General features: G+C 54.6%; 17 protein-coding genes. 4 read left to right on the top strand and 13 right to left on the bottom strand.

From position 1 onward, the window contains the following. The first annotated feature begins 4 nt into the window (after nt 1–4). Nucleotides 5–1,321, top strand: a complete 1,317-nt coding sequence (locus CBE72_RS04530; protein ID WP_100142640.1) for an alkaline phosphatase — start codon at nt 5–7, stop codon at nt 1,319–1,321. A 199-nt stretch (nt 1,322–1,520) separates the two neighbouring features. Here the strand turns inward: CBE72_RS04530 and CBE72_RS04525 are convergent, their stop codons facing one another. Both CBE72_RS04525 and CBE72_RS04520 read right to left on the bottom strand, forming a co-directional pair. Then, nucleotides 1,521–2,750 carry a dicarboxylate/amino acid:cation symporter gene (locus tag CBE72_RS04525; RefSeq protein ID WP_100142496.1) on the bottom strand — a complete coding sequence of 410 codons (1,230 nt, stop codon included), beginning with the start codon at nt 2,748–2,750 and terminating at the stop codon, nt 1,521–1,523. A 233-nt stretch (nt 2,751–2,983) separates the two neighbouring features. After that, nucleotides 2,984–3,241 (bottom strand): hypothetical protein, encoded by a 258-nt coding sequence (locus tag CBE72_RS04520; RefSeq protein ID WP_100142495.1) that lies wholly within the window; start codon nt 3,239–3,241, stop codon nt 2,984–2,986. A 397-nt stretch (nt 3,242–3,638) separates the two neighbouring features. Here CBE72_RS04520 and CBE72_RS04515 point away from each other — a divergent pair, with 397 nt between their 5' ends. Then, nucleotides 3,639–4,931, top strand: a complete 1,293-nt coding sequence (locus CBE72_RS04515) for a DUF5666 domain-containing protein (RefSeq protein WP_100142494.1) — start codon at nt 3,639–3,641, stop codon at nt 4,929–4,931. A 70-nt stretch (nt 4,932–5,001) separates the two neighbouring features. Here CBE72_RS04515 and CBE72_RS04510 read toward each other — a convergent pair whose 3' ends face one another. The 5 genes from CBE72_RS04510 to CBE72_RS04490 all read right to left on the bottom strand — a co-directional run bounded on the left by CBE72_RS04510 (nt 5,002) and on the right by CBE72_RS04490 (nt 11,034). Continuing rightward, nucleotides 5,002–5,526 carry a NifB/NifX family molybdenum-iron cluster-binding protein gene (locus CBE72_RS04510; RefSeq protein WP_100142493.1) on the bottom strand — a complete coding sequence of 175 codons (525 nt, stop codon included), beginning with the start codon at nt 5,524–5,526 and terminating at the stop codon, nt 5,002–5,004. Continuing rightward, nucleotides 5,523–5,813 (bottom strand): DUF134 domain-containing protein, encoded by a 291-nt coding sequence (locus CBE72_RS04505; protein ID WP_025888568.1) that lies wholly within the window; start codon nt 5,811–5,813, stop codon nt 5,523–5,525. The genes CBE72_RS04510 and CBE72_RS04505 overlap by 4 nt, the downstream gene beginning before the upstream one ends. Before the next feature lie 203 nt (nt 5,814–6,016). After that, the gene (gene cydC, locus CBE72_RS04500) at nt 6,017–7,762 is read right to left on the bottom strand and encodes a heme ABC transporter ATP-binding protein/permease CydC (protein ID WP_100142492.1); all 1,746 of its coding nucleotides are present in this window, start codon (nt 7,760–7,762) and stop codon (nt 6,017–6,019) included. A gap of 1 nt (nt 7,763) precedes the next feature. Then, entirely contained in the window at nt 7,764–9,647 is a 1,884-nt protein-coding gene (gene cydD / locus CBE72_RS04495; protein ID WP_100142491.1) for a heme ABC transporter permease/ATP-binding protein CydD, read from the bottom strand. A 340-nt stretch (nt 9,648–9,987) separates the two neighbouring features. Further along, nucleotides 9,988–11,034: a DUF3626 domain-containing protein gene (locus CBE72_RS04490; RefSeq protein ID WP_100142490.1), complete on the bottom strand. Its 1,047-nt coding sequence runs from the start codon at nt 11,032–11,034 to the stop codon at nt 9,988–9,990. A gap of 223 nt (nt 11,035–11,257) precedes the next feature. Between CBE72_RS04490 and CBE72_RS04485 the strand changes: the two genes are divergently transcribed. Next, on the top strand, nt 11,258–12,757 hold the full coding sequence (locus CBE72_RS04485; RefSeq protein WP_028780520.1) for a DEAD/DEAH box helicase: 1,500 nt from the start codon (nt 11,258–11,260) through the stop codon (nt 12,755–12,757). Between the two features lie 140 nt (nt 12,758–12,897). Further along, entirely contained in the window at nt 12,898–14,283 is a 1,386-nt protein-coding gene (gene dbpA, locus CBE72_RS04480) for an ATP-dependent RNA helicase DbpA (protein WP_100142489.1), read from the top strand. Between the two features lie 188 nt (nt 14,284–14,471). Here dbpA and CBE72_RS04475 read toward each other — a convergent pair whose 3' ends face one another. From CBE72_RS04475 to CBE72_RS04450, 6 genes are all read right to left on the bottom strand, one after another. Next, nucleotides 14,472–15,074 carry a PqiC family protein gene (locus tag CBE72_RS04475; protein WP_100142488.1) on the bottom strand — a complete coding sequence of 201 codons (603 nt, stop codon included), beginning with the start codon at nt 15,072–15,074 and terminating at the stop codon, nt 14,472–14,474. Nucleotide 15,075: 1 nt separating this feature from the next. Beyond that, the gene (gene pqiB, locus CBE72_RS04470) at nt 15,076–16,749 is read right to left on the bottom strand and encodes an intermembrane transport protein PqiB (RefSeq protein WP_229671860.1); all 1,674 of its coding nucleotides are present in this window, start codon (nt 16,747–16,749) and stop codon (nt 15,076–15,078) included. Beyond that, nucleotides 16,742–18,049, bottom strand: coding sequence for a paraquat-inducible protein A (locus CBE72_RS04465; RefSeq protein WP_229671858.1), 1,308 nt, complete (start codon nt 18,047–18,049; stop codon nt 16,742–16,744). The genes pqiB and CBE72_RS04465 overlap by 8 nt, the downstream gene beginning before the upstream one ends. Before the next feature lie 105 nt (nt 18,050–18,154). Next, nucleotides 18,155–19,630 carry an efflux transporter outer membrane subunit gene (locus tag CBE72_RS04460; protein ID WP_100142487.1) on the bottom strand — a complete coding sequence of 492 codons (1,476 nt, stop codon included), beginning with the start codon at nt 19,628–19,630 and terminating at the stop codon, nt 18,155–18,157. Continuing rightward, nucleotides 19,630–22,728 carry an efflux RND transporter permease subunit gene (locus CBE72_RS04455; protein ID WP_100142486.1) on the bottom strand — a complete coding sequence of 1,033 codons (3,099 nt, stop codon included), beginning with the start codon at nt 22,726–22,728 and terminating at the stop codon, nt 19,630–19,632. Before CBE72_RS04455 ends, CBE72_RS04460 begins: the two co-directional genes overlap by 1 nt. Next, a complete protein-coding gene (locus CBE72_RS04450; RefSeq protein ID WP_229671857.1) occupies nt 22,725–23,834 on the bottom strand; it encodes an efflux RND transporter periplasmic adaptor subunit in 1,110 nt (369 codons plus the stop codon). Before CBE72_RS04450 ends, CBE72_RS04455 begins: the two co-directional genes overlap by 4 nt. Between the last annotated feature and the right edge of the window lie 38 nt (nt 23,835–23,872).

The following is a 23,872-nucleotide window of genomic DNA, read 5'->3' as shown; positions in this document are numbered from 1 at the left end:
TCTGATGAAACTGAGCCAACTCACGGGCGCATTACTGGGACTGTCATTGTTGCTGCCACTGGCAGCCGATGCCAATCAGTTGCCCAATCCCGCCCCTTCCAGACCCCAAAATATCGTGATCATGGTCGGTGATGGCATGGGGCCGGCTTATACCAGCGCCTACCGGTATTTCAACGACAACCCGGATACCGAAGAGATAGAACAGACGGTATTCGATCGCCTGTTGGTCGGTATGGCCAGTACCTACCCCGCCAGAGTCAGCGGCTATGTCACCGACTCCGCCGCCGCAGCAACTGCGCTGGCAACCGGGGTAAAAAGCTATAACGGTGCTATCTCGGTCGACACCCAGAAGCAGCCGATCCCGACCATAATGGAAAAGGCCAAGCAGCGGGGCATGAGCACGGGAGTGGCGGTCACTTCCCAGATAAATCACGCCACACCGGCGGCCTTTTTGTCTCATAGCGAAAGTCGCAAGCACTATGTCGAGCTGGCCAACAAGTATCTGGAGACGGATGCCGATGTAATGTTGGGGGGCGGCCAGAAATACTTTGATCAGGAACTGCTGGCCAAGTTTGATGCCAAGGGCTATCAAATTTTGCAGGAGTTCAGCGCGCTTGAAAGCATCAAACAGCCCAAGGTAATGGGCCTGTTTGCCGAAGTGCAACTGCCCTGGGTGCTGGACGACAAGGACGGCCATCGCCTCAGCGCCATGACAGGCAAGGCACTGGAGCTCTTGTCACAAAACAACAACGGCTTTGTATTGCTGGTCGAAGGCAGTCTGATCGACTGGGCCGGTCACAACAACGACATAGCCGCCGCCATGGCGGAGATGGATGAATTTGCCCGTACCATGGAAGTGGTCGAACAGTTCGTGCGCCAAAACCCCAATACCCTGATGGTGGCCACCGCAGATCACAATACCGGTGGTCTCTCCATCGGCAGCAAGGGCAAATATGCCTGGAACCCAGAGGTGCTCAAGGGGCTGTCTGCCAGTATTGATACCCTGGCCGCCGCGGCGTTGACCGCAGAAGACTGGCAAGCGCCGCTGGCTCAAGGCCTGGGTTTTGAGCTGGAACCCGCGTTGCTGGAGCAGTTGACCAAGGCCAGAATGCAAGGCAAAGAGACGCTGGCCAGCGCTATCAAACAGGAAGTGGATCGCCGCTCCAACACAGGCTGGACCACCGGCGGCCATACAGGCACAGATGTGCAGGTGTTTGCTGCGGGCCCGGGCGCCGAGCTGTTTATCGGCAATCAGGACAACACAGATATCGCCTCCAAACTGATAAGCTTGTTGCCCAAGGGACAACACACAACTCAATAGCCTAAGCGAATAAAAGGTTGGAACCGGGCTATCTAGCCCGGCCATGACAGCTATAAGATAAAAACAACCCGGCACTTGCCGGGTTGTTAATTTTCGGGAAATCGCAACCTAACTCTCGACGCCAGATTATTCACAGCGAACTCGTCCAAGCCGAGTGCCATCCAGGGTGTCAAGCGTTAGAGTACACCCTCAAAGCCTGTTAGCTTTTGGCCTCTTCCGGGCAGAAGTTGTCCATCACCAACGCACAAGCGGCATCACCGGTAATATTCAATGAAGTACGTATCATGTCGAATACCCGATCCAGGGCAAATAATAGTGGCAATCCATCAATAGGGATCTTGGCCGCCAACAACACGGCCACAACCAGGAACGAAGGCCCAGGCACCCCGGCCTGGCCAATAGCGCCCAGAGTAGAGGTGAAGATAATCGCCGCATAGGCACCAAGACTCAGATCCACGCCGTACAATTGCGCAAAGAACATGGCGACCAAACCATAGTAAATAGCATTACCGCTCATATTGATGGTAGCGCCAAGGGGCAGCACAAAGGCGGCCGTGGCCTTGGAAACCTTTAACTCCTCCTCACAGGTTTCCATATTTACCGGCAATGCGGCCATAGAAGAGGCAGTGGAGAGCGCCATGACCTGTGGCTTTTTCATCGCACTAATAAATTGTAAGGCAGACACCTTGGAAAACAGTTGCACCACCAAGGGGAAGAAAATAAATCCATAGATCAGGATTGCGACTAAGAATACAACAAACAGGCTAAATACAGATTTCAAAGACCCAAAACCGAAAGTACCAACGGAGTCGGCCATCAAGCCAAATACACCAATCGGAGCCACCAGCATCACACAATTGATCATCCATACCAAGGCTTCTGTAACGGCATTGAGCGCGCCGAGGATCGGCTTGGCACCATCGCCCTTGACCTTGGTCAGTGCTATGCCAAAGAAAATACTGAACACCAGAATTTGCAGAATATTGCCACCGGTCAGCGACTCAAACACATTGGTTGGGATCATGCCGATGAAAGTGTCCATCACCCCTGGCAATTTGCCCTGCTCTTTGGTCACTTCCATCAAATTGGTCACGCCATGGTCGCTAATATCGACCCCCATGCCGGGTTGGAACCAGTTACCTAGGAACAGCGCCAGCGCCACCGCAATACCGGAAGTCACCAAAAAGAAGCCAAAAGTGCCCAAACCTATCTTACCCGCCGAAGGCGTATCCCCCAGGCTGGCGGCGCCAGAAATGATGGCCACGAGCACCAAAGGAATGACCAACATCTTGATCAAATGGATAAAAATAGTCCCTAATGGAGCAAACATGCTGGCATCTTGCCCCAACCACCAGCCGACCCCTGCTCCCAAAAACATGGCGATAACGACTTGTACGCCGATATTGCCAATCCAGTGCTTATTATTCATTTAACTGTCCCCGCCGCCAGAAGGCGTCATCTTGTTGAAAATTTCAAAGCGGGCAAAGGTACCACAATCAACCCTGTTGCTTCCTTGAGTTTTCTCGTTTCAGGCTCAACAATTAGTCAAAAATGGCAAAAGATGCAAAGAGAATTAGAAATATTCAATTCTCTTCACTTAAAAATGAATAAAGCTCAAAAACAACCGAGTTTTACTGCTTGAAAATATAGATCTTTCAAAAATTAAAGCTGGGTCGATACAATCAAGGCCACGGCCAATGCCAGCAGCACTATCCAGACAATGGCACTGCCGCTGCCTGGATCCCTGTCGCTCAACTCCAATTCCGGGTGCCCCTGCAAATAGTCTTCCACCTTCCTTTTGGCCTCTTTTAGGCTCAAATTCTCACTTTTACGCAGGTGTTTAATTGCAAGAATCTTTTGTTTGTCTTCCAGCAAACTGATCACTTCCAGATCCAAGGAGCTTTCTTTGGTGGGGTTCATAGTATCTTCCTGATAGATAGTGGACGTCATTGTCAAAGCACTTTCACTTATCGAGTAACTCTAGCCATAAAAGTATCTATCGCCAAGTAGTAACTTCTTCTCTTTTTTAACTATTCAGTTGTTTTTGGCAAGATATCATGCCAAGCCCAGGCTCAGAAAAATCTCCCTTTGCGACGAGTCTCAATTTGTCAGTTCATCGCCTTCAGTGCAAAGGTGATATCCCATAACAGCTTCATAAAAAAGTAGTTTTACCCGAGTATTTTTACAGTCACCCGTTCTTAATTAACGGCCCAACCTTATTATTAACAAACTTTAATTCCGCCCTCATCTTGACCTCATCTGTAGTTGTTTATTCTGCCGCCGTTTTCAAAATCCCCCGAACTCCAAGGAGAATAAAATGCAAAGAAGCATCTGGCTCATCCCCCTCGTTGCAGGACTGAGTGCCTGTGGAGGTTCTGACTCCAATGAACAAGGCAATCCACAGCCACCGATAACCAATTTAGCCAAGACGATTCAAGGTACTCTGAAAACGGTTGATACCGATACACTTATAGTCAACGATCTAACGATCCCAGCAGCACAGGCTCGTATTGAGATCAATAAAACCAAGGCTAACATTGCCGAGCTGAAACCCGGCATGTTGCTGAGCATTAAGACCGATGGTCGCAGCGCGACAGAAGTCAGCTATGACCCCGTGTTGGTTTCCCCTGTGACTGCTATCAATGGCGAGCAGCTGATGGTCGCCGGTTACCAGGTAACTGGACAGGACTTCGGCAAGATAAAAGCCGGAGATATAGTCGAGATCAGTGGATATAACTTGGGTGATAATCAACTCAAAGCAACTTACTTTGCCATCGACAACGACCGTCAGGAAATGGAAGTTGAAGGCCGGATAAGCAAGCTGGACACTCACCTGAAACAATTCTATCTAGGTAGCATACAGGTAGATTATGGTGCCAACGCCGCTCAGGTAGAGGGGACTCTGGCCAACGGCGCCTGGGTGGAGGTTGAAGGTCAATATCAAGGCGAGGTTCTGTTGGCCTCCGAATTGGAAGTGGATTCAGCTCCGGATGTGGATAATGACAGCGAAGTTGAGTTGGAAGGTCAGGTGACTTGGGTTAACGATCTCAAGACTCGCTTCACGTTGAATCAACAATGGCAGGTCACTCTGGATAGCAATACAGCGTTCAAAGATGGCAAACTGGCACAGTTGCAACCTGGCGCACTCGTTGATGTTGAGGGGCTGTGGCAGGAAGATACCCAAGAGCTGAAGGCCACCGAGATTGACTTTGAAAAACAGAGTCACCCCCCCGTACTGGGCAGCCACAGCTTTGAAGTTGAAGGTAAGGCGGTGTATCAAGCCAATGAATTCAGTATCAATGGCATAACACTGACACTCACACCTCAGACCCGTTTTGATGAAGGTTTGACTGAGGTTAGCCTCAATGGCACCTGGGTACAGGTTGAAGGCTCAGAACAAAATGGCCAATTCCTGGTGATGGAAATCGAACCGGAACTTCAGGAAGCGGGTATTGAGCTTGAAGGTCTGGTCAACGATGATGGCCAAGGCGCCAGCCTCTGGGGCTATAAGGCCAGTGATGACAGCCTTAATCCTCATATCGGTAAGTGGGTTGAGCTCGAATGCCAATTCAACTCACAACTCTTGAGTCAGTGCCGTCTCGATGACTAATTAGTGCCAAATTGCTGAAGATAACAAAACGCCGATCCATCTGATCGGCGTTTTTCATTAGCAGAGCCCATTACAACGGCCTGAAACCACCATAGCTCAATTTCTGCTGACTTGTGCTGACAGGTTTAAGCGAGGATTTTGCCTGGTTATGCCCTCCGCAACCTTTGCTCCCACAGCCAGCTGCAGAGTCATGATCATGACCATGGCAACCACAGCCGCCACCACAACCGCCTTTGGCTTGATGCTTGAGTGATGGGCGTCCGGCCGCAGCACTGGTCAGCCGTAACTGAATATCACTGGCCGCAACCAGCAAAGCCGCGATATCGCTGCTCTCTTTGCCGGGCCGACAAACGCTGATGCCACCATCGAGCAGCTTACCCAACATTCGCTCGCCGATTTGATCCACCAACACAATGCGGCCGCCTTTGTCCTTGATAAGTTGCAGCATCGCCTTTTTGGCGGCGCAATTGCCGCCTGCGGCTGCCGGATTATCCAGGGTAAAACAGTGGTTGTGCTCGTTATCATAAAAGGCCAGCTCTTTGGCCTTGGTAAAATGCCCGGCCAAGCGGCCCCGGCTCATGGGTATCACTATCATCTCTGTTCCTCAGTGTGGGGCAACTCCAGCATCTGCCCCTCTATCAGGGCCTTGGCCAGTTTATGGCGTGCCTGCTTAATCAAGTTGCCAAAGGTCTGCCTGGATATCCCCATCTGCTCGGCGGCCTCTTGTTGCGCCAGACCGCGAAAGTCGGCCAACGCCAGGGCCTCAAACTCATCGGCCGCTAAGGCGACTGCCTCCAGGGCTGAGGCCGGAATGCCGTTGGGTTTGTAGAAGCGGCAGGGCGTGCCATGCTGCAGGCGGCGGCATTTTCTGGGTCTGGGCATGGGAGTATCCTTATTAGTTATTGGCATATGCCAATAACTCTATTCTGACTTTGAACCCGTATGGGATCTGTGATCCAGGCGAGAATTTAGCGCTTTTAAAAGAAAAAGGGATGCTGAGCATCCCTTTGAATAAGTCTAACTTGAGCCTCTTTTTGAGTATCTTCTTGAGCCTCTTCTTGAGTCTCTTTTTGAACCTCTGGGGCTCAGTGTAACCTCTGATACAGGGCGCTGTAGGCGGTCGACTCCTGCAGCAGTTGCTCATGGCTGCCGCTGGCCACTATCTTGCCTTCATCCAACAGGTGAATGGCATCCATCTGCGCCATACCGGTTAAGCGATGGCTTATCATCACCAGCGTCTTATCTTTGGCAAACTGCAACAGCAACTTGAGGATCTCCTGTTCGGTGCGCCGATCAAGCCCCTCGGTGGGTTCATCAAGCAGCAGCAGCGGCGCATCCCGCAGCAGCGCCCGAGCCACGCCGATCCGGCGCTGCTCGCCACCGGATAGCTGACGCCCGCCCTCACCTATCCAGGCATTGAGCCCCTCGCCGTCAAGCAGCCCCTCCAGCCCAACCTGGCGCAGCACCTCGGCTAGCGTGTCATCGGTGACTTTTTCCGGCAAGGCCAGCTGCAGGTTATCTCTGAGACTGGCGCTGAGCAATTGTACCCGCTGACTGACTACTGTCATGGAAGCCCGCAAGGTCTTTTCATCCAGAGAGGCCACAGGTACGCCGCCCAGCAATATCTCCCCCTGCTGCGGCTGCCACTGACGGGTTATCAAGGCCAGCAGACTGGACTTACCCGAGCCGGTTTTACCCAGGAGCGCCACCTTGCTGCCCGCCGAGACCTGCAGCGACAAGCCTTGCAGCACTGGCTGGGTGTCCGTGTAACCGAAATGCAGATCTTTGATGATAAGGGCGCCGCTCTTGGGCACGGTTGCCGAGACGGCAGGAAATTCAATGTCGGAGCGCTGCTCTGTCAACTCGGACACCCGCTTGGCGGCCAAGAGCACAGAAGACAGATGTTGAAAGGCGCCGGCCAGCGGCATCATCATCTCGATACAGGCCAGAGTGGCAAACAAGACCATGGCCAGCAAAGGCCCGGGAGGCACGGCCGGCCCAACACCAGCGGCGGCAAACCAGAGCAACAGCAACACCAACAAGCCGTGACAGAGGATCAACATTGCCTGGCTCAGGCCGGTGATCGCCGCCATCGCCTTCTGACTGGCAAACCAGCTCTGCTCGGCGCGGTCGAGTTCCGCCCGAAAGCTTTGAGCAGCGCCGCCTTTGGCATCGGAAAACAAACTCAGCTCTGCCTGGCCGGACAACCACTCCAGCAGCCGTACCCGGTAGCTGCGCCGCGCTTCAATCAACTCGCGCCCGGGCTGCCTGCCAAGCAGATAAAACACACTCGGCAACAACAACCAACTGAGCAAGAGGCCAGTACAAAGCAGGATAGCCAAGTTGAGATCAAACCAACCAATAAAGGTGGTCAATGCCAGCAGCATCAGCAAGAAGGCCGTCAGCGGCGTCAACAACCTCAGATACAGGTGATCCAGCGTGTCGATATCGGCCACCAAACGGTTGAGCAGATCGCCGCGGCGCATCCCGGATAGATTACGTTCACTCAAAGGCAGCAAAGAGCGCCAGGCCCACAACCTGAGATCGGTCAGGATCCTGAAGGTTGCCTCATGGGTAGCCAGCCTTTCACCGTAGCGGCTTGCCGTGCGGGCAATGGAGAGGAAACGCACCCCGCCCGCCGGAGTAAAGTAGTTGAAGGCTTCCGCCGTCACCAAAGCCAGACCGGCCACTGCGGTAGCAGATAAGAACCAACCGGAGAGCGACAGCAGGCCAATACCGGCCATTAGAGTCGTGACTGTCAGCAACAAGCCGACAAACATCATCAAAGACTGGCGGCGGAACAGCCGGATAAAGGGCAGTAACAGCTTCATCTCAACGCTCCTCCCCTGACTCTGACTTTGACTCTGGTTTTGATTCTGACTTTAACTCGGGCACAGCTTCCGCCTCAGCACTCGCGGCAATCGGCGGCGCCGATGCCTTTGGCGCATCATCGAGGGAAACCGCCAGCGGCAGCTCATCCAGCATCTGTGCCAGTAAGCCCGGCTGCGCTTTGAGTTCGGCAAAGGTGCCCTGCTGCACCAGTTTTCCCTGATCCAGCACCAGAACTCTGTCCATCCGATCCAGTTGATCCAATCTGTGGGTCACCATAAGGCAGCTCTTGCCAGCCATCGTCTGCCACAGCGCGCTAAGCACCAATTGTTCACTCTGGCTGTCGAGGCTGGCGCTGGGCTCATCGAGCACAAACAGCTGCGCCTGACGCCCAAGGGCACGGGCCAACGCCAGCCGCTGCGCTTGACCCACAGACAGGCCACCGCTGTATTCATCCAATTGGTGTGCCAGCCCATCCGGCAAGGCGCGAACATAGTCGGCCACCTTGGCCTGTTGCAGATAATCCCACAATTGCGCCTCGGTCAGTTCGGGCTGGCCGAGACGCAGATTATCGGCGATAGAGCCGTGAAACAGCTGCGGATTCTGGCCAAGCCAGGCGATACGGCTGCGACAGGCGGCAGGATCCAGCTCGGCCAGTTCAATACCATTGAGCTTTAAGCTGCCCTCATAGGGCAGAAACCCCAGCAGAGCGTTGAGCAAGCTGGTTTTACCGGCGCCACTCGGGCCCACCAAGGCCAGCTTCTCGCCCGCCGCTAAGCTAAAACTCAACGGCCCCAGTAAAGGCACGCCGTCTATGCTCAATACCTTGAGATCCCGGGCCTGCAGTTCAATGCTCTCACCGGGGAGGGGCTGTTCGCCACGCTTGAGCGGCTCAGGCAACTCCAGCAGTGCCATCAAGGATTCGGCAGCGCCCACCGCCTGGGCCTTGGCATGGTAGTGAGTGCCCATGTCGCGCAGCGGCTGATAAAACTCAGGTGCAAGAATCAGCACAAACATCCCGGTAAACAGGCTGATACCCATGCCGTAATGACCAAAGTCCAGGTGCCCCAGATAACTGAAGCCGAAATATACCGCCAAAATGGCGATGGATACCGCGGCGAAGAACTCCAGCACGGCGGAGCTGAGAAACGCCATTCTGAGCACTGCCATGGTACGCTCACGAAAATCTTCCGAGGCCTTGCCTATGGCGCGCTGCTCCGCTTCGGCGCGATAGAAAAGCTTGAGTGTCGGCAAAGCCTTGAGGCGATCCATAAAGTGGCCACTCAATTGCTGCAGCGCACCGAAATGCTTGCGGTTGGCATCGGCGGCACCCATGCCGACCAAGACCATAAACAGTGGAATAAGGGGAGCGGTGCCGAGCAAAATCAGGCCACCGGCCCAGTTGATGGGGAACACACATACCAAGATGATCAGCGGAATAAAGGCCGCCAGGCTCATCTGCGGCAGGTAACGGCCATAGAAATCCTGCAAATCTTCTATCTGTTCCAGCACTATACTGGCCCAGCTGCCGACAGGCTTGCCATTGACAAAGGCCGGCCCCAGGCGTTCAAGTTTATTGAGCACGGCGGCGCGCATCTGCTCTCTGAGGCGTCTGCCGGCCTCGAAGCTGACCCGCTCTCTGAGCCAAGCGATAACTGCTCGCAGCAACACCAGAGTCGCAAAGACCAACATATGCGGAATAAATGCCTGCCTATCAAGCTCGTCGATGATCAGCCCCTGCAGCACAGTGGCCAGCACCCAGGCCTGGCCCACCAGCGCCAAGCCGTTGAGCACGCCCAACAACACTGAGAGTTTAAGGAAGGGGCCACAGGCAGATTGTTGCGCTTTGAGCCAGCGACCGAGTTGTTTCTCTAAGGATTTGTCCATGGGATCCTACTGCAAAATCAGCTAATGACGCTATTGCTGCCAAAGCAGCATTGTAATAGCTTGACCTAAGGCGAATCGTTCGGTAGGCAAGCAGTATCGCAGGCATTGCCAAGGGAAGAAACCCGTTGCCCAGGAACTGTTACCGGACTCACAAAATTTGCGCCAGATCAAAAAAACGCACCATAAGCCAAGCAGATTAACCCCAGGTTAACGCCATCCCCACAATCTACTTAATGTTTAGAAGTTCGCTTCGATGGCGCAGCTACCGCTGTGAGCACACAGTGCATACTCACGGCTAATCCCCGCTCAATCGAGACGACCGACCAGAGATGGAGTGCCCTCAGTGGCTGTGACCAAAACGCACCAGCACATGCCACAGCAACTTGAGCTGCTGCTTGAGCTCGGTTTCATTGCCAAGCATGCGCCACTGCTGCGGATCTTTGTGCAGTGCCAGCGCCGCTTCCCCTATCAGACGGGCATCGAGCAGACCATCCGGTGCCACCAAGGCGGCGAGCTTGGGCATGGCGGCGCCGCGAAAGTCCGGCGGCACCTCATCAACCGGCATTTGATAACCCTGATGCCAACACAACTGCAGTCGGTACTTGTCACACAAGCGCTGCATCAGAATCTCCATCTCTGTGCCTTTGAATGCCGGATCGGCCACCAAGTGAGTCAGGTCTTCAGCTATCACCAGCTCACCATGGCATTGAGCCTCAATGTAATGATCCAGGTCACCGCTCATGGGGCGCTCAAACCTGGCTGCCACCCCCAAAGGCAAGGCATCAACCAGATAATCGACCAAGGCCGCCGGGCGCAACTGACCTACGCCCAATGCCGAACTACGTTCAAAGCACTCGTTGAACAGTGCGGCAAAAATATCTTCAAAGCAGGCCGCAGTGCCTTTTTCCCTGGGCTCTCGGCAGGAGTCCAGATAGCTGAATGTGCAGCGATGCAGCAACGCAGGAGATGACAACAGATAACAACTGCCGAAACGAGCCGAAGGGCCGTTTTGATGCATGCCCAAATCCAGGGCGCCGTATTTGGGGCGCCCTCTGGCGCCGCGATAACAGTCACCGAACAGCTGATTTTCCCAATGATCTCGCGGACCACCGACCTGAGGCGAGAGTTTGCCGTTGGATACCCGGGTTTCAAACTGGGTCTTGTAAATACCATCGGCCAGCATACCGGCCAACACAGGCCAGCCGCGGGAGTCGATTCTGTCCGGGTGGAAATGAAAGGCGATACGGCCATGTTGAGCCAGCATATTCAGCCCGAGAGAGAGCCGTGCCGTGTCGATGGCGGACATCGACTGCACATTCTTGATCACGCTCAGGGCATGCTCCCTGCGATGCAGGGCCTGCGCCTGTATATGCTCTAATGCCCCCATACACCTCACCGAGTCGAGGCCTGAATTTGGCTCTTGCTTTTCCAAGATAGGTTAAGCGGCTGCTTTGCAACAGTAAAAGTTAAGACAAGCGTAAAATAAAAGGGTTCAAGTTGGCTGCAATTAGCACTTTAGCCGCAAATGCTGTAAGCTTGCCGCCTTCGCCGCAACGCTGTGCATTGCGGCTCCCATATCTCAGCTCCGCGCTGTCAATTGAGAAGATTGCATGAGTTTTGCCTCCCTGGGCCTGTCGGCCCCGATTTTGAACGCTGTCGCCGAACAAGGTTACTCCACTCCATCCCCCATTCAAGCCCAGGCCATTCCCGCAGTATTGCAGGGACGGGATGTGATGGCTGCCGCCCAGACAGGGACAGGCAAAACCGCCGGCTTTACCTTGCCTTTGCTGGAGCGTCTCAATGGTGGTATTCGTCCGCGGGGCAACCATATCCGCGCTTTGGTGCTGACCCCCACCCGTGAGCTGGCCGCTCAGGTGGCCGAAAGCGTCAGTCTCTATGGCAAGCATCTGGATCTGCGTAGCTCTGTGGTCTTTGGCGGTGTTTCCATTAACCCACAGATGCAGACCTTGAGAAAAGGGGTCGATATTCTGGTGGCCACGCCTGGACGCCTATTGGATCTGTACCAACAAAATGCCGTCAAGTTCGGCCAGCTGGAAGTGCTGGTGCTGGACGAGGCCGACCGCATGCTGGATATGGGCTTTATTCACGACATCAAAAAAATTCTGGCTTTGCTGCCGGCCAAGCGGCAAAACCTGATGTTCAGTGCCACTTTCTCTGACGACATTCGCCGCCTGGCAAAGGGCTTGGTGCACGATCCCGCCGAGATCTCAGTGGCTCCGGCCAATAGCACCGCCGAGCGGGTGAGCCAGAAGTTGCACCCGGTAGACAAGTCAAAGAAATCGGCGCTGCTGACCTCGCTTATCAAAGAGTACAAGTGGCAACAGGTACTGGTGTTTACCCGCACCAAACACGGTGCCAACCGTCTGGCCAAGCACCTGGATGGCAAAGGAATTGGCGCGGCGGCCATCCACGGCAACAAGAGCCAGGGTGCCAGAACCAAGGCACTGGCCGATTTCAAGAGTGGCAAGGTTAAGGTGTTGGTTGCCACAGATATTGCCGCCCGCGGCCTGGATATAGATCAGTTGCCGCAAGTGGTTAACTTCGATCTGCCCAATGTGGCCGAAGACTATGTGCACCGCATCGGCCGTACCGGCCGCGCCGGTGCCAGTGGTCAGGCAGTGTCTCTGGTGAGTGCGGAAGAATTCAAGCAACTCAAAGACATAGAGCAGCTTATCGGCAAGACTATCGAGCGTGAAATCGTCAATGGCTTTGAACCTCAGGAAGCCTTGCCGGAATCGCGGCTCAACCCGAACAAGATAGGCCCGAAAAAGCCCAAGAAGCCGAAAAAGCCCAAAGAGGGACATCAGGATGGCCAGCGCAGCGGCAACCTGGATAAAGGTAATGGCAACAAGCCGGCCAATGCTGAAAACCGCCATCGTCGTCCGGCCCAGGGTGCCAAGACCGAGGGTTCAAGTGCAAGACGCAGGCCCGCAAACGCCAAGCCTCAGGGCGGTCGCTCCCAAGAGAGTAAGCCGCAAGGCACCGGCAAGGGCAATAACGGCTCAGGCCAGCAGCGCAATAACCAGGGCCGGGCATCACAGCAACGCGACTCACAAGCGCGCGGCTCCCGGCAAAGAAATGAGCGCTAAGCTCAATCAAGCCTGAGATTGAAAGCCCACCCGAGTGGGCTTTTTCAATGCTGCAAGATTAGTCTGCCTAAAAACCATCCCCGCCTGTTACAATACCCCTTTACCATTTTTGCTCCATTTGCGAGCCCATAGGACACAGCTTGAGTGATTTACCCTTTTCTAGCCTGCCGTTGAAACCCGCGCTGCTGGCCACCCTGAACGATCTTGGTTTCACTGCCATGACCCAGGTTCAAGCCGCCAGCCTGCCGGCCATTATTGAGGGCCGCGACGTACTGGCTCAGGCAAAAACCGGCTCGGGCAAAACGGCGGCCTTCGGTCTTGGGCTGTTGAATCGACTCAATGTGAAACGTTTTCGGGTGCAGTCCCTGGTGCTCTGCCCCACCCGGGAGCTGGCCGATCAGGTGGCCAAGGAGCTGCGCCGTTTTGCCCGCGGCATTCACAACATCAAGATCCTGACCCTGTGCGGCGGCGTGCCTGTGGGGCCACAGATAGGCTCACTGGAACATGGCGCGCATATTATAGTTGGCACACCGGGACGGGTACTGGACCACCTACAGAAGGGGCGTCTGGATCTGGGCGAATTGCAGCAACTTGTGTTGGATGAAGCCGACCGCATGTTGGAGATGGGCTTTGCCGATGCACTGGAGCAGATAAGCGCCTATATGCCGGACAAGCGCCAGAGTTTGCTGTTCAGCGCTACCTTCCCGGAGCCGATTGCCGAATTGGCCCGCGCCATGATGGATAAGCCGCTCAGCATCAAGTTGGAGCAGCAACATGATCAACTCAGCATAGCGCAGCAGTTTATCGAAGTGACAGACACCACCTCCAGGCTGCAAGCGGTGGAAGCATTGCTACTGGCCCACAGGCCTGAGAGCGCCGTGATATTTTGCAATACCAAAAGAGAAACCCAGGAGCTGGCCGATAGCCTGGAGCAGCAGGGCTTCAGCGTGCGGGCACTCCATGGCGATCTGGATCAGCGCGAGCGCGATCAGGCGCTGGTGCAGTTTGCCCTCAAGAGCGTGGTGGTGTTGGTAGCCACAGATGTTGCCGCCAGGGGGCTGGATATCGAAGCCCTGGATCTGGTGATCAACTATCAACTGGCATTCGATCCCGAAGTGCATGTGCACAGGGTCGGTCGTACCGGCCGCGCCGGTGCCTCGGGCCAGGCCATCAGCCTGGTAGGCCCAAAGGATGGCATGCGAATGGCGCTGCTGGAGGATATTTTCGGTCCGCAAACCATGAGCGAACTGCCACAGCCCGGCAGTTTTTCCTCTGCGCCGATAAGAGCGGCCATGCGCTGCATCCGCATTGAAGGCGGCAAGAAGCATAAACTGCGCCCGGGGGATATTCTCGGCGCAATTACAGCCGACAACCGCCTGACCGGCGCCGATGTGGGCAAAATACAAATTCAGGATATCTGGTCTTATGTAGCGGTGCGCAGCGAGTGCGCCAATACCGCGGTCAAATTACTGAGCGAACGCAAGCTCAAAGGCAAGTCATTCCGCGCCTGGGCGATGAAACCTTAAACCGAAACCCTCAATACCGCCAAAGGCGGTGGTTTAAGGATGATAAAAATGCCTGCATCAATTGCAGGCATTTTTATGCTTATCCACACAGCGGCAGTCTGCTGATGCCGCCAGCCAAATAGCGTTAGGCAAAAACCATCAGCAAGCCTCTGTCATTAGTCAGCAAGTTGGCCGCGTTCAACCGTATTTTAGCGCGTGGAGGCCAAACTCTGTTCGCTAGTGAGATTCAGGCTCTCAAGTCCGGCATTAATATCCCGCGCCAGCTTTTCAAGCCCCTGGGAGAGGCTCTCGACCAGCGCAGGGTATCCGTCTGAAGCCAGGGGCACGTCATAATGAAAGTCGGCCTGCAGTACTTGTTCACCGGAAGAGTTACTGATGCGCCAATCGCCCCCAATCAAAGCATCGCCGCTGTATCGTCCGTGAAACTCGTTGAAACCTAAAGTCAGGGTTAATGGCTGCTGCGCCGGTATATCGACCGAGGCCTCATGCGGGCATTCATGGGCCAACAAAGACGCCATCTTGACCTTTATCTGCTCACTGATATCACCGGCCCACAGATGTTGACGGGCGATAGCCAATTCATGGTTTGAAACCTGATAAACCAAACCATTGCCCGCCAGAAAGTCGGCCATTTCCACCCCGGCGAGGCGCCATTGGCACTGGCGTAGAGGGGGGTTTACTCTCGCTTCAGAAGTTGCCTGCGGCGCTTTACCCAAGAAGTAAGTGGTTACCTGGGGTTGGCTGGAGCAGCCGGCCAATACCAGCAGTAGAGAAAACAGCATAATTCGCATATCAATCGGCCTTTTTCGGTGTCGGATCGGCGGCAGTATCTGCCCCCATGATCAAGAGGTTGGGTTTTTCATTCAGTTGCCGTGACAAGGGTTGCAACTCCCGCATCACAGCCTTGAGCTGTTTCAGGCTGGATTGCAATTCAGCGTACATGGCCGAGTCCTGGCCATAGTCCTGCGCCATCCCTTGAAATTCCCGCAGCGTGTTTTGCAGCTCACCCGGTAACGCCTGCATCTCCTGTTGTTTGAGCAACTGCTCCAATTTTTGCCCCACCTTGTCCCATTGCGCCAAGGCGGCACTGGTGTTTTCCAGGGTATGGTTAACCCCCTGGAAAGTGCTCTCCAGTGGTAAGTTATTTAATTTGCTGATCAGTTGCCCCACCTGCTTTTGTATTTCGGCCACTCCGGCACGCTTGGTGGGAAACAGTGGATACTCCATAAAAGTCCCAGCTTGGTATGGCTCGGCATCCGGATACAGATCCAAGTCGATGAACAGCGCGCCGGTTAACAGACTCCCTGTCTTGAGGCTCGCTCTCAGGCCCGCCCCCAAATCTCTGTCTATTTCTGCGCGCAGCTGCTCAAGCCCAGTCGACTCGGCGTTTTCAAATACCCGTGCCAGCTCAATTCTGACCAATACCGGAATGGTGCCATTGCTGAGTCCTGCACCATGGACACCATACTGCTGCAACGTCAGTGGCGCCTTGACCACTTTACCTATGGTAATACCGCGGAATTCGACGCTGGCGCCTTCATGCAGCCCCCGCACCGACTCATCAAACAACATGACATATTCCAAATACTGGTTGTAAAGACTCTGACTGGCCAGCTCCTGCGAATCATAGAGAGGGAAATTGTCCTCACCATCCTCAACCTTTTCCCCGGCCAAACGCCCCTCAGGCAAGCCAAAGCTGACGCCTCCTCTGAGCAATGACTCCAATGAACCCACTTGCAGATCCAGCCCCTTGGCAGACAGCTGCATATTCAGCCCCGAAGCCAGCCAAAATTGGCTGTTGCTGCGCACCAATTCATCATAGGGTTTATTGATAAACAGCTGGTAAAACGCCTGGCGTTTATCGGTATCAAAGCCGGTGCTTTCCACTCTGCCGACTGTGAAGCCTTCGTAGAGTACAGGGTCGCCAACGCCAAGCTTGCCCGCCTGACGGCTATTGAGCACTACCCTGATGCCCTGTTCATCGGCCGAGGCCACCGGAGGGTTCTCCAGTACATTGAACTCATAGTGGCCGACGGCCGTTCTTCCCGGCTCCAACTCTATGTAGGCACCGGACAACAAGGTATCGAGCCCTGTTATCCCCTCTTTGCCGATCCTGGGCTTCACCACCCAGAAGCGGGCGTCTGTGGTCAGCATTCTCTCGGCGTCCGGGGACACTCTTGCCGTCGCAATAATCGCGCTGTAATCATCACTCAATTTAATGCTCTCAATCACGCCGACATTGACATTACGCGACTTGATAAAGGTTTTGCCTACCTCTATGCCTTCGGCGGTCTTGAGGTGTAGCTTGATCTCACTGCCGAGGTGATTGAAGTAGTCGTAAAGCATCCAGCAACCGATGAGTAATGCAACTATAGGTATCAGCCAAACGGCAGACACCTTGGCGCTGGGGGACTCTTCGGCCCGGACAAATTCGTCATTTAACATAGATTCACTCATATTATTCATGGGCACGCTTTTTGAGCCCTGACTGACTCCAGAGCACCCTGGAGTCAAAACTAATGGCGGACAGCATGGTCAGGATCACCACCATGGCGAAGGAGAGTGCCGCAGGTCCCGGCTTGATGGCCATAAGCTCATCCAACTGAACCAGAGCGGTCAACAAAGCCACCACAAAGATATCTATCATGGACCAGCGGCCGATGAATTCGGTTACCCGGTACAGCGACTGATTGAGACTCTCTTTGCCCTTAACCCGCCCTTTGCCCGCCTGGCGAAACAGATAAGCCAGAGACAGGATCTTGGCGGTAGGGATCACTATGCTGGCCAGAAAAATCACCGAAGCCACGGGATAGGAACCCAGATGCCAAAGCAAAACCACACCGCTGATAATGGTTGAGGCCTCAGTCTGCCCAACGCTGGTGGTATACATGATGGGGTAGAAATTGGCCGGTATATAAAACACCACGGCGGCCAGCAAAAAAGCCCAGGCCGTCTGCATACTTTGCAGTGGAATATAGGGCTGAACCCCAGCGCCGCAGCGGCAGCAGTTTTTACTCGACACCAGATTTAATTGGCCACAGATATGGCAGGAATCATGGTTGTGATTCAGATGGCTGTCACCGCTATGAACCTGGGCAATCTCTTCTCTGGGTGACAAGCGATCCCAGATCCACGAGCTGTCGATGACGGAGACAAACTTCACCAATAGCAGGCTGTAAACGCAAAAAGCCCAGAAAGATGGTCCAAAACCAACATCCGCCAAGGCGATGATCTTCACCATGGCCACCAAGATCCCCACCAGAAACACATCGGCCATCAACCAGGATTCAAACTTGAAAACAAGCTTGCTGCCCACTCGGGCCCAACCTAAAGACACAGCCTTGCCTTGGCTCGCCAGATAACCCAAGCGATAGATGCACATGGCAAAAAGGATATAGATCAGCGGCAAGATCACCACGCACAGTAAGATCACCAGCGCCAATATGCTGTTGCTGGCGTAATGCATGCTGACCAAGGCGCCCCAGAGGCTGACCTTTTGCGACAAGCCCTGGACACTGAAAGACAGAAAGGGAAATCCCAGGCTCAAGGCCAACAGAATAAGGGTCGCCAAACCATAGGCCCAAACCTGCTGAAACGGTGCCTTCAAGGCTGACTGTAAACCGTGATGACAGCGAGGACAGCTCACCTTATTGCCGGGTTTGGGCTCGTTAAAAGCACTCACCAAACCGCACTCTTCACAGGCCTGCAGCTGGGTATTTTGCCCTTGGCGGCCAGCATCTTCCGGCGGGGTATTTAACGGCTTCACAATAACTCCTGTGATTCTCAGTATGACCAGACTCAGCGGTTTACTCTGGAAAAAGCGGGTGCAGGGATAGACTCATCCAAAGCCCCTGCACCTAAGATCAACGCCTTATCGTTGCGACTGGGGTTGCTCCAAGCTCCAGTCGCCCCCGAGCGCCTTATACAGAGTGACGACAGTAGAGGCGGTATTGAGCCTGGCCACCACTTCGGCATCCTGAATGTTGTTTTTGACGTTCTGGGCATTCAACACACTCAAGTGGTTCTCAAGCCCGGCCCGATACAGTGAAGTGGCCTTGGTCACCGCCGTCTCGGCCTGGGCCTCGGCTTTGACTATATGCTTATGATATTCCTGACTATTACCGTAGAGTCTCAGTACAGTTTCCACCTCATTGATGGCATTATTGACCGTCTGTTGGTAACTCATCACGGCAGTCTTGAAGCCACTCTCCTGGATATCGACCATGGCTTGAGTCCGACCGGCATCGAAGATATTCCAGTTGAACCCCGCCGCCAGCGCCCAAGTGGTGGAGCCAGAGGAGAAGAGATCGTCAAAGTGATCTGCCGATATCCCCGGGGCGCCGGTCAGATAAAAGCTGGGGTACTTGGCGGCAATGGCGGCCCCCAACTCCTGGTTCTTGGCGGCAATTTCCCGCTCGGCCAAAGCGATATCCAAACGCCGGGTCAACAATTCAGAAGGCACACCGGTCGGGATCAACTGCTGCATCTGCGGCAATGCGGCATCAGTCAAACGCGCCTGGGTTTGGTTGATATTCTCCCCAAGCAGCAACGCCAGCCGATGCAGATGTGCCTGCTTGGCCGAGTCCAGCATGGGCAGCATCGCCTTGGTCGTCGCCAGCGCAGCCTTGGCATTGGCTACATCCAGGCTGGAGCCATAACCATGGCGCTCCAGCGATTCCACCAGTGCCAACACCTCTGTCTGCTCATTGATATTCTTGGCCGCGATCAGCATCCGCTCCTCGGCGCCGCGATATTGCAGATAGTTATCTATGACTTCGGCCGTCATCAGGGTGGTGAGGTTGGCTTTCAGTATTCTTGCCTGCTCAACCCGAATTTCGGCGGCCCGGCTCAGGCTATCTATACGACCAAACAGATCGGCCTCCCAGGCTATCGTCGCCCCGAGAAAGCTGCTATTGGGGTCTCTGTCCATCAGTTTGACGCTGCCGCCACCGAGGGCGTCGGGCAGGTCGACGCCGGAAACGGCGCCCCCCATCATGGGATCGTTCTCACTGATCCGCAGATCCATATACCCACCACCCAGAGAAACCGAAGGCAACTTCAAAGATGACACTGCCGTTTCATAGGCCTGAGCCGAACGGATCCGCTCGGCGGCGATTTTCAGGTTGATGTTTTGCTGCTGCGCCGCGGCTACCAAGGCATCCAATTGCGGATCATTGAACTGCCGCCACCACTCTTGATAGTCAAGGGCCTGAGCCGCCACACCTTGGGTATCGGCATTGAAATACAGCTCACTGACCTTCACGCTTGGCAACTGATAGTCAGGTGCCATGCTGCAACCACTGACCAGGGTTACGCCGACAATGGCAGCCAAAATATGCTTCTTCATTACTTCACCTCTTTGACTGTCAATACAGGCTGTGATGGGGCTGCCGGCTCAATTTGTTCGGCTTCTCTTTGTTCATCCCTGTGATAAAACAGACGATAAAGAGCCGGCATTACAAACAGTGACAGCACAGATGCCGCTGTGAGACCGCCAATAATGGTGGCCGCCATCTGATCAAACAGGCGATCGGTAAGCAGAGGGATCATCCCCAGCGCCGTAGTCAACGCCGCCATTGAGATCGCCATGGTTCGATTCAAGGTCGCAGCCTTGATCGCCTCGGCGATGCCCAAACCGTTACGACGCTCAAGCTCTATCTGATCCATCAAGACAATACCGTTTTTGATGATCATGCCCGAGAGGCAGATCATGCCGACTATTGCCATAAAGCCGAAGGGTTTATCCAGCAACAACAGGCTCCAGACAATGCCGATGGAGGCCAGCGGCAAGGTGATCATGATGATCAGAGGCTGGCGGAAGGCATTGAACATGGCGACCAGAATGATCAGCATCAACAGGGTGGCCTTGGGATTTTGTTCCAGCAAGTCATCAATGGAGCGCTGCTCGTCATAGTATTCCCCGCCCCACTCCATCTTGTAGCCGGCCGGCAAAGCAATGGCTTCAATCTCGGCGGCAATCTGCTGACGAACATTGGATGCGGTGTCGCCGCTAACTCCGGCCTGAACCGTAATAGCCGGCAGCCGGTTGCGACGCCAGATCATGCTTTCTTCACCCTTGATCTCTATGCTCTCAACCACTTGCCCCATAGGCACGCTGTGAGTGCCCAGCAAAGAGCGCACCGGAATATTCTCAAAGTGCTCCAGAGTCGCGTTGGCACTGCGCAGCTTAATAGGAATAAGGTCATCCCCATGCCTCATGGTGCCCACCTGGCTGCCTTCAGTCACCCGATTGATGGCATTGGCAATATCGGTTCGGGTCACGCCGGCGAGGCGCGCCGCATGCAGGTCCACCATAGGCGTCATCACCTTGCTTTCCTGACGCCAGTCGTCGCGAATATATTTGAGATTGGGGTGTGCTGCCATCACAGCCTTTGCCTCATCGGCCAGGCGATGCAGCACCTCGGGATCCGGGCCGATAAAGCGCGCTTCAACCGAATACTTATCCTTGGTCGCCAGTTTGAGATCCCTGAATCTCGGTTCGGCATAGGGGAATTGCGCCTTTAACCAGGCATCACCACGACTGACCAGGGGTTCAATATCCTCATAGCTGCGGGTGTTGATCAGTATCTGACCATAGCTGGAGTCCAGCGGCTCGGGTTCAACTGTCACCGAAAAGCGCGGCGCACTCTCGCCGACTGAGCTGGAGATACTTTCCACCTCTGGCTGCTGCAATAACCAGGCTTCCACCTTGCGCATATCGGCCGAGGTCTGCTCTATGCGACCGCCATTGGGCAACCAGTAATCCAGAAACACTATCGCCCGGTCCGATGACGGCATGAAGTTCACCTTCAGCAGCGGTGCGGCCAACAGGGTGCCGACCAGTAAAGGGATGACATACAGTAAGGTTTTCTTGGGGTTTTCCACGACCCAATCAACTGCATTTTGATACATCAGCCAATAACGAGAAGGGGCTTTCGCCTTGTCTTGCTCAGCGACCTTACCGAGGAAGAACCAGCACATCAGCGGCGTGACTATCATGGCGATTACCCAGGAAAGCAGCAGTGAACTGCACAGCACCTGGACGATGGACAAGGAGAACTCGGCCGAGTCGGTTTGTGATAGCAATACCGGCGCCGTGCCCATGGCGGCAATCACAGTCGCCGCCAGCAGCGGAACCGCCATCTCCTTGATGCTGTCGACAACCGCCTGAGTGCGCTCTATCCCTTGTTTAATCTTGGCCTGGAACAGATCCACTATCACAATGGCGTTATCCACCAGCATTCCCAAGGCCAGCACAAATGAACCCAGGGAGACCCGCTGCAGATCCACATTGGTCAAATTCATATAAACCAGGGTAAAGAGAATCGTCAGCAGTAAACTGGCGCCGACAATCGAAGCACTGCGCCAGCCCATAAAGATCAGCAACACAACCACAACAATCACAATACTTTCAATAAGATTGCTGATGAAGTTATTGACCGACTTCTGCACCTCTTCCGGCTGATAAGCGATAACCCCGATACCGGCACCCGCAGGCAATTCGGCCTGGTAATCCGCCAGCACCTGTTTGAGGGTGTCGCCTATGCTGACCACATTGATACCGTTGACCGGGCTCACAGCCAGAGTAACCGCCTGTTGGCCATTGAAGCGGCTCAAAGTAGTGGCGGGATCCTGATAATCCATGCTGATATCGGCGATATCGCCCATGCGGATCACCGCCGAGTTCAAACCATTGATCCCGGTTTGAATACTGACGTTACGAATATCATCCACGGTTTGGAAACTGCCGCCCTGCTCTACCCGCAGGTTTTCAATCCCCAGATCAAAATCACCTGTGGTCACTGGCATATTCTGGCTCTGCAACTGATCGATCAGTTGCAGCATGGTCAGGCCGGTTTCGCTCAGACGTTCTTCCGAGATGCGGATATTGACCACCTGCTCGTGAATGCCGTGCAGCTGCACTTTTTTCACGCCCTCAACCGCCTTGATCCGCCGCTGCAACTCCCTGGCGTGGTCTTTCATCTCCGCCATACTCATGTTGTCGCCATAAACCGCAAACAACATGCCGTAGACTTCGGAAAACTCATCCTGGACTATGCTGATCTGCGCCTGCATCGGCAGTTCCAGCTTCACATCTTCCACCTTGCGGCGCAGTAAGTCCCACTGCTGTGGCAGTTCGTCAGAGTTCACCTTCTCTTTGAGATCGACAAAGATCATCGAGCTACCGGGACGGGACAATGAGCGCAGTTTCCACAGCGACTCCATCTCCTCCAGCTTGGTCTCAACCTTATCGGTCACCAACTGTTCCACTTCCTTGGCATCGGCTCCCGGATAGAGAGTCACGATAACCGCGCTTTTAACCGTAAATGAAGGGTCTTCCAACTTCCCCAGATCAAAATAGGAGTAGATCCCGGCAATCATCCCCAGGACAGTGAAAAAAATGACAAAGGTTTTTTGTCTCAGTGCAAAGGTAGACAGACTCATGACTTAACCTGCGCCTCGCCCAATACCGCCACCTTGTGCCCTTCCTCCACAAAGGCGCCACCGGCCAAAATAATGCGTTCGCCCTGCTGGAGTTCACCGGAAACACAGATAGAGTCATCGGTTTGGCTCACGGCTTTGACCGCTACCGCTCTGGCATGCTCATCAACCACCCGATTGACATACAGCTGAGTCTTTTGGCTGGATACCGCCATCGCCGGAATACAAAACACCGGCTTTTGACTGGCGTAAGGCAAGCTTACCGCCACATTGACCGCCTTTCCGGCAACCAACTGCTTAGGCGCTTGTTTCAGGGCAAAGGTCACTTCATAGGTGCGTTTGAGCCTATCGGGGACACTGGCAATCTGGGTGATCTCGGCCGCAACCGAACCTTCAGCATTGAACCAGGAGACTTCACCGTTTGCGCCCTGGCGTAGATTCCAAATTTGGCTTTCAGAGACATCGACCACGGCATTGAGCCTAGTGGGTTGATGTATGGTCACTATCTGGGTGCCGACATCCACCAGCTCATATCGGTCGATGAAGCGCTTACCTATGACGCCGTCATAGGGGGCTTTGAGAGAGGTATAGGCCAGGGAATCCTGGGCCTTTTTCAAAGATTGCTTCAGCAGCTCGACACCGGCATTGGCGCGGGCTTCGGCGCTGATCGCCCGATCCAGCTTGACCCCGGCTATCGCCTTGTCATTCATGGCGGCGCGAACCCGCTTAAGCTCAATGGCTGCCAAGCGATGTGCAGCCTCGGCCTCGCTGAGCCTGGCCTCAAGCTCCATCACACTGACCCGGAAGTCATGGGGATCCAAACGGGCGATGACCTGGCCCTTTTTGACCTCACTGCCTTCATCGGCCAAGATCTGCTCCAGTGTGCCCGGCACCCGAAAAGACAGCTCGGCCGTCTTGTCCGACTCCAGAATGCCACTGAACTGATGCACTCTGTCACTGACAGGAGCCGGAAGCTCCATCACCTGCACCAGAGGAAGCGCGGCCGAGGAGACCTGTGGCTGCTCACTGTTGCCACAACCCCACAGCATGAATACCATGCTACTGCAAAGCAGGCTCACCTTTAGCCCGGTCGGTTTTACTCTTGTCACTGCAATTTCCTAACTACTTGAATCAATTGCGGCACAGA

It is taken from the genome of Shewanella carassii, assembly GCF_002777975.1.
In the GTDB taxonomy this organism is placed as follows: Bacteria; Pseudomonadota; Gammaproteobacteria; order Enterobacterales; family Shewanellaceae; genus Shewanella; species Shewanella carassii.
This window is presented reverse-complemented; position numbering and strand designations above follow the sequence as displayed.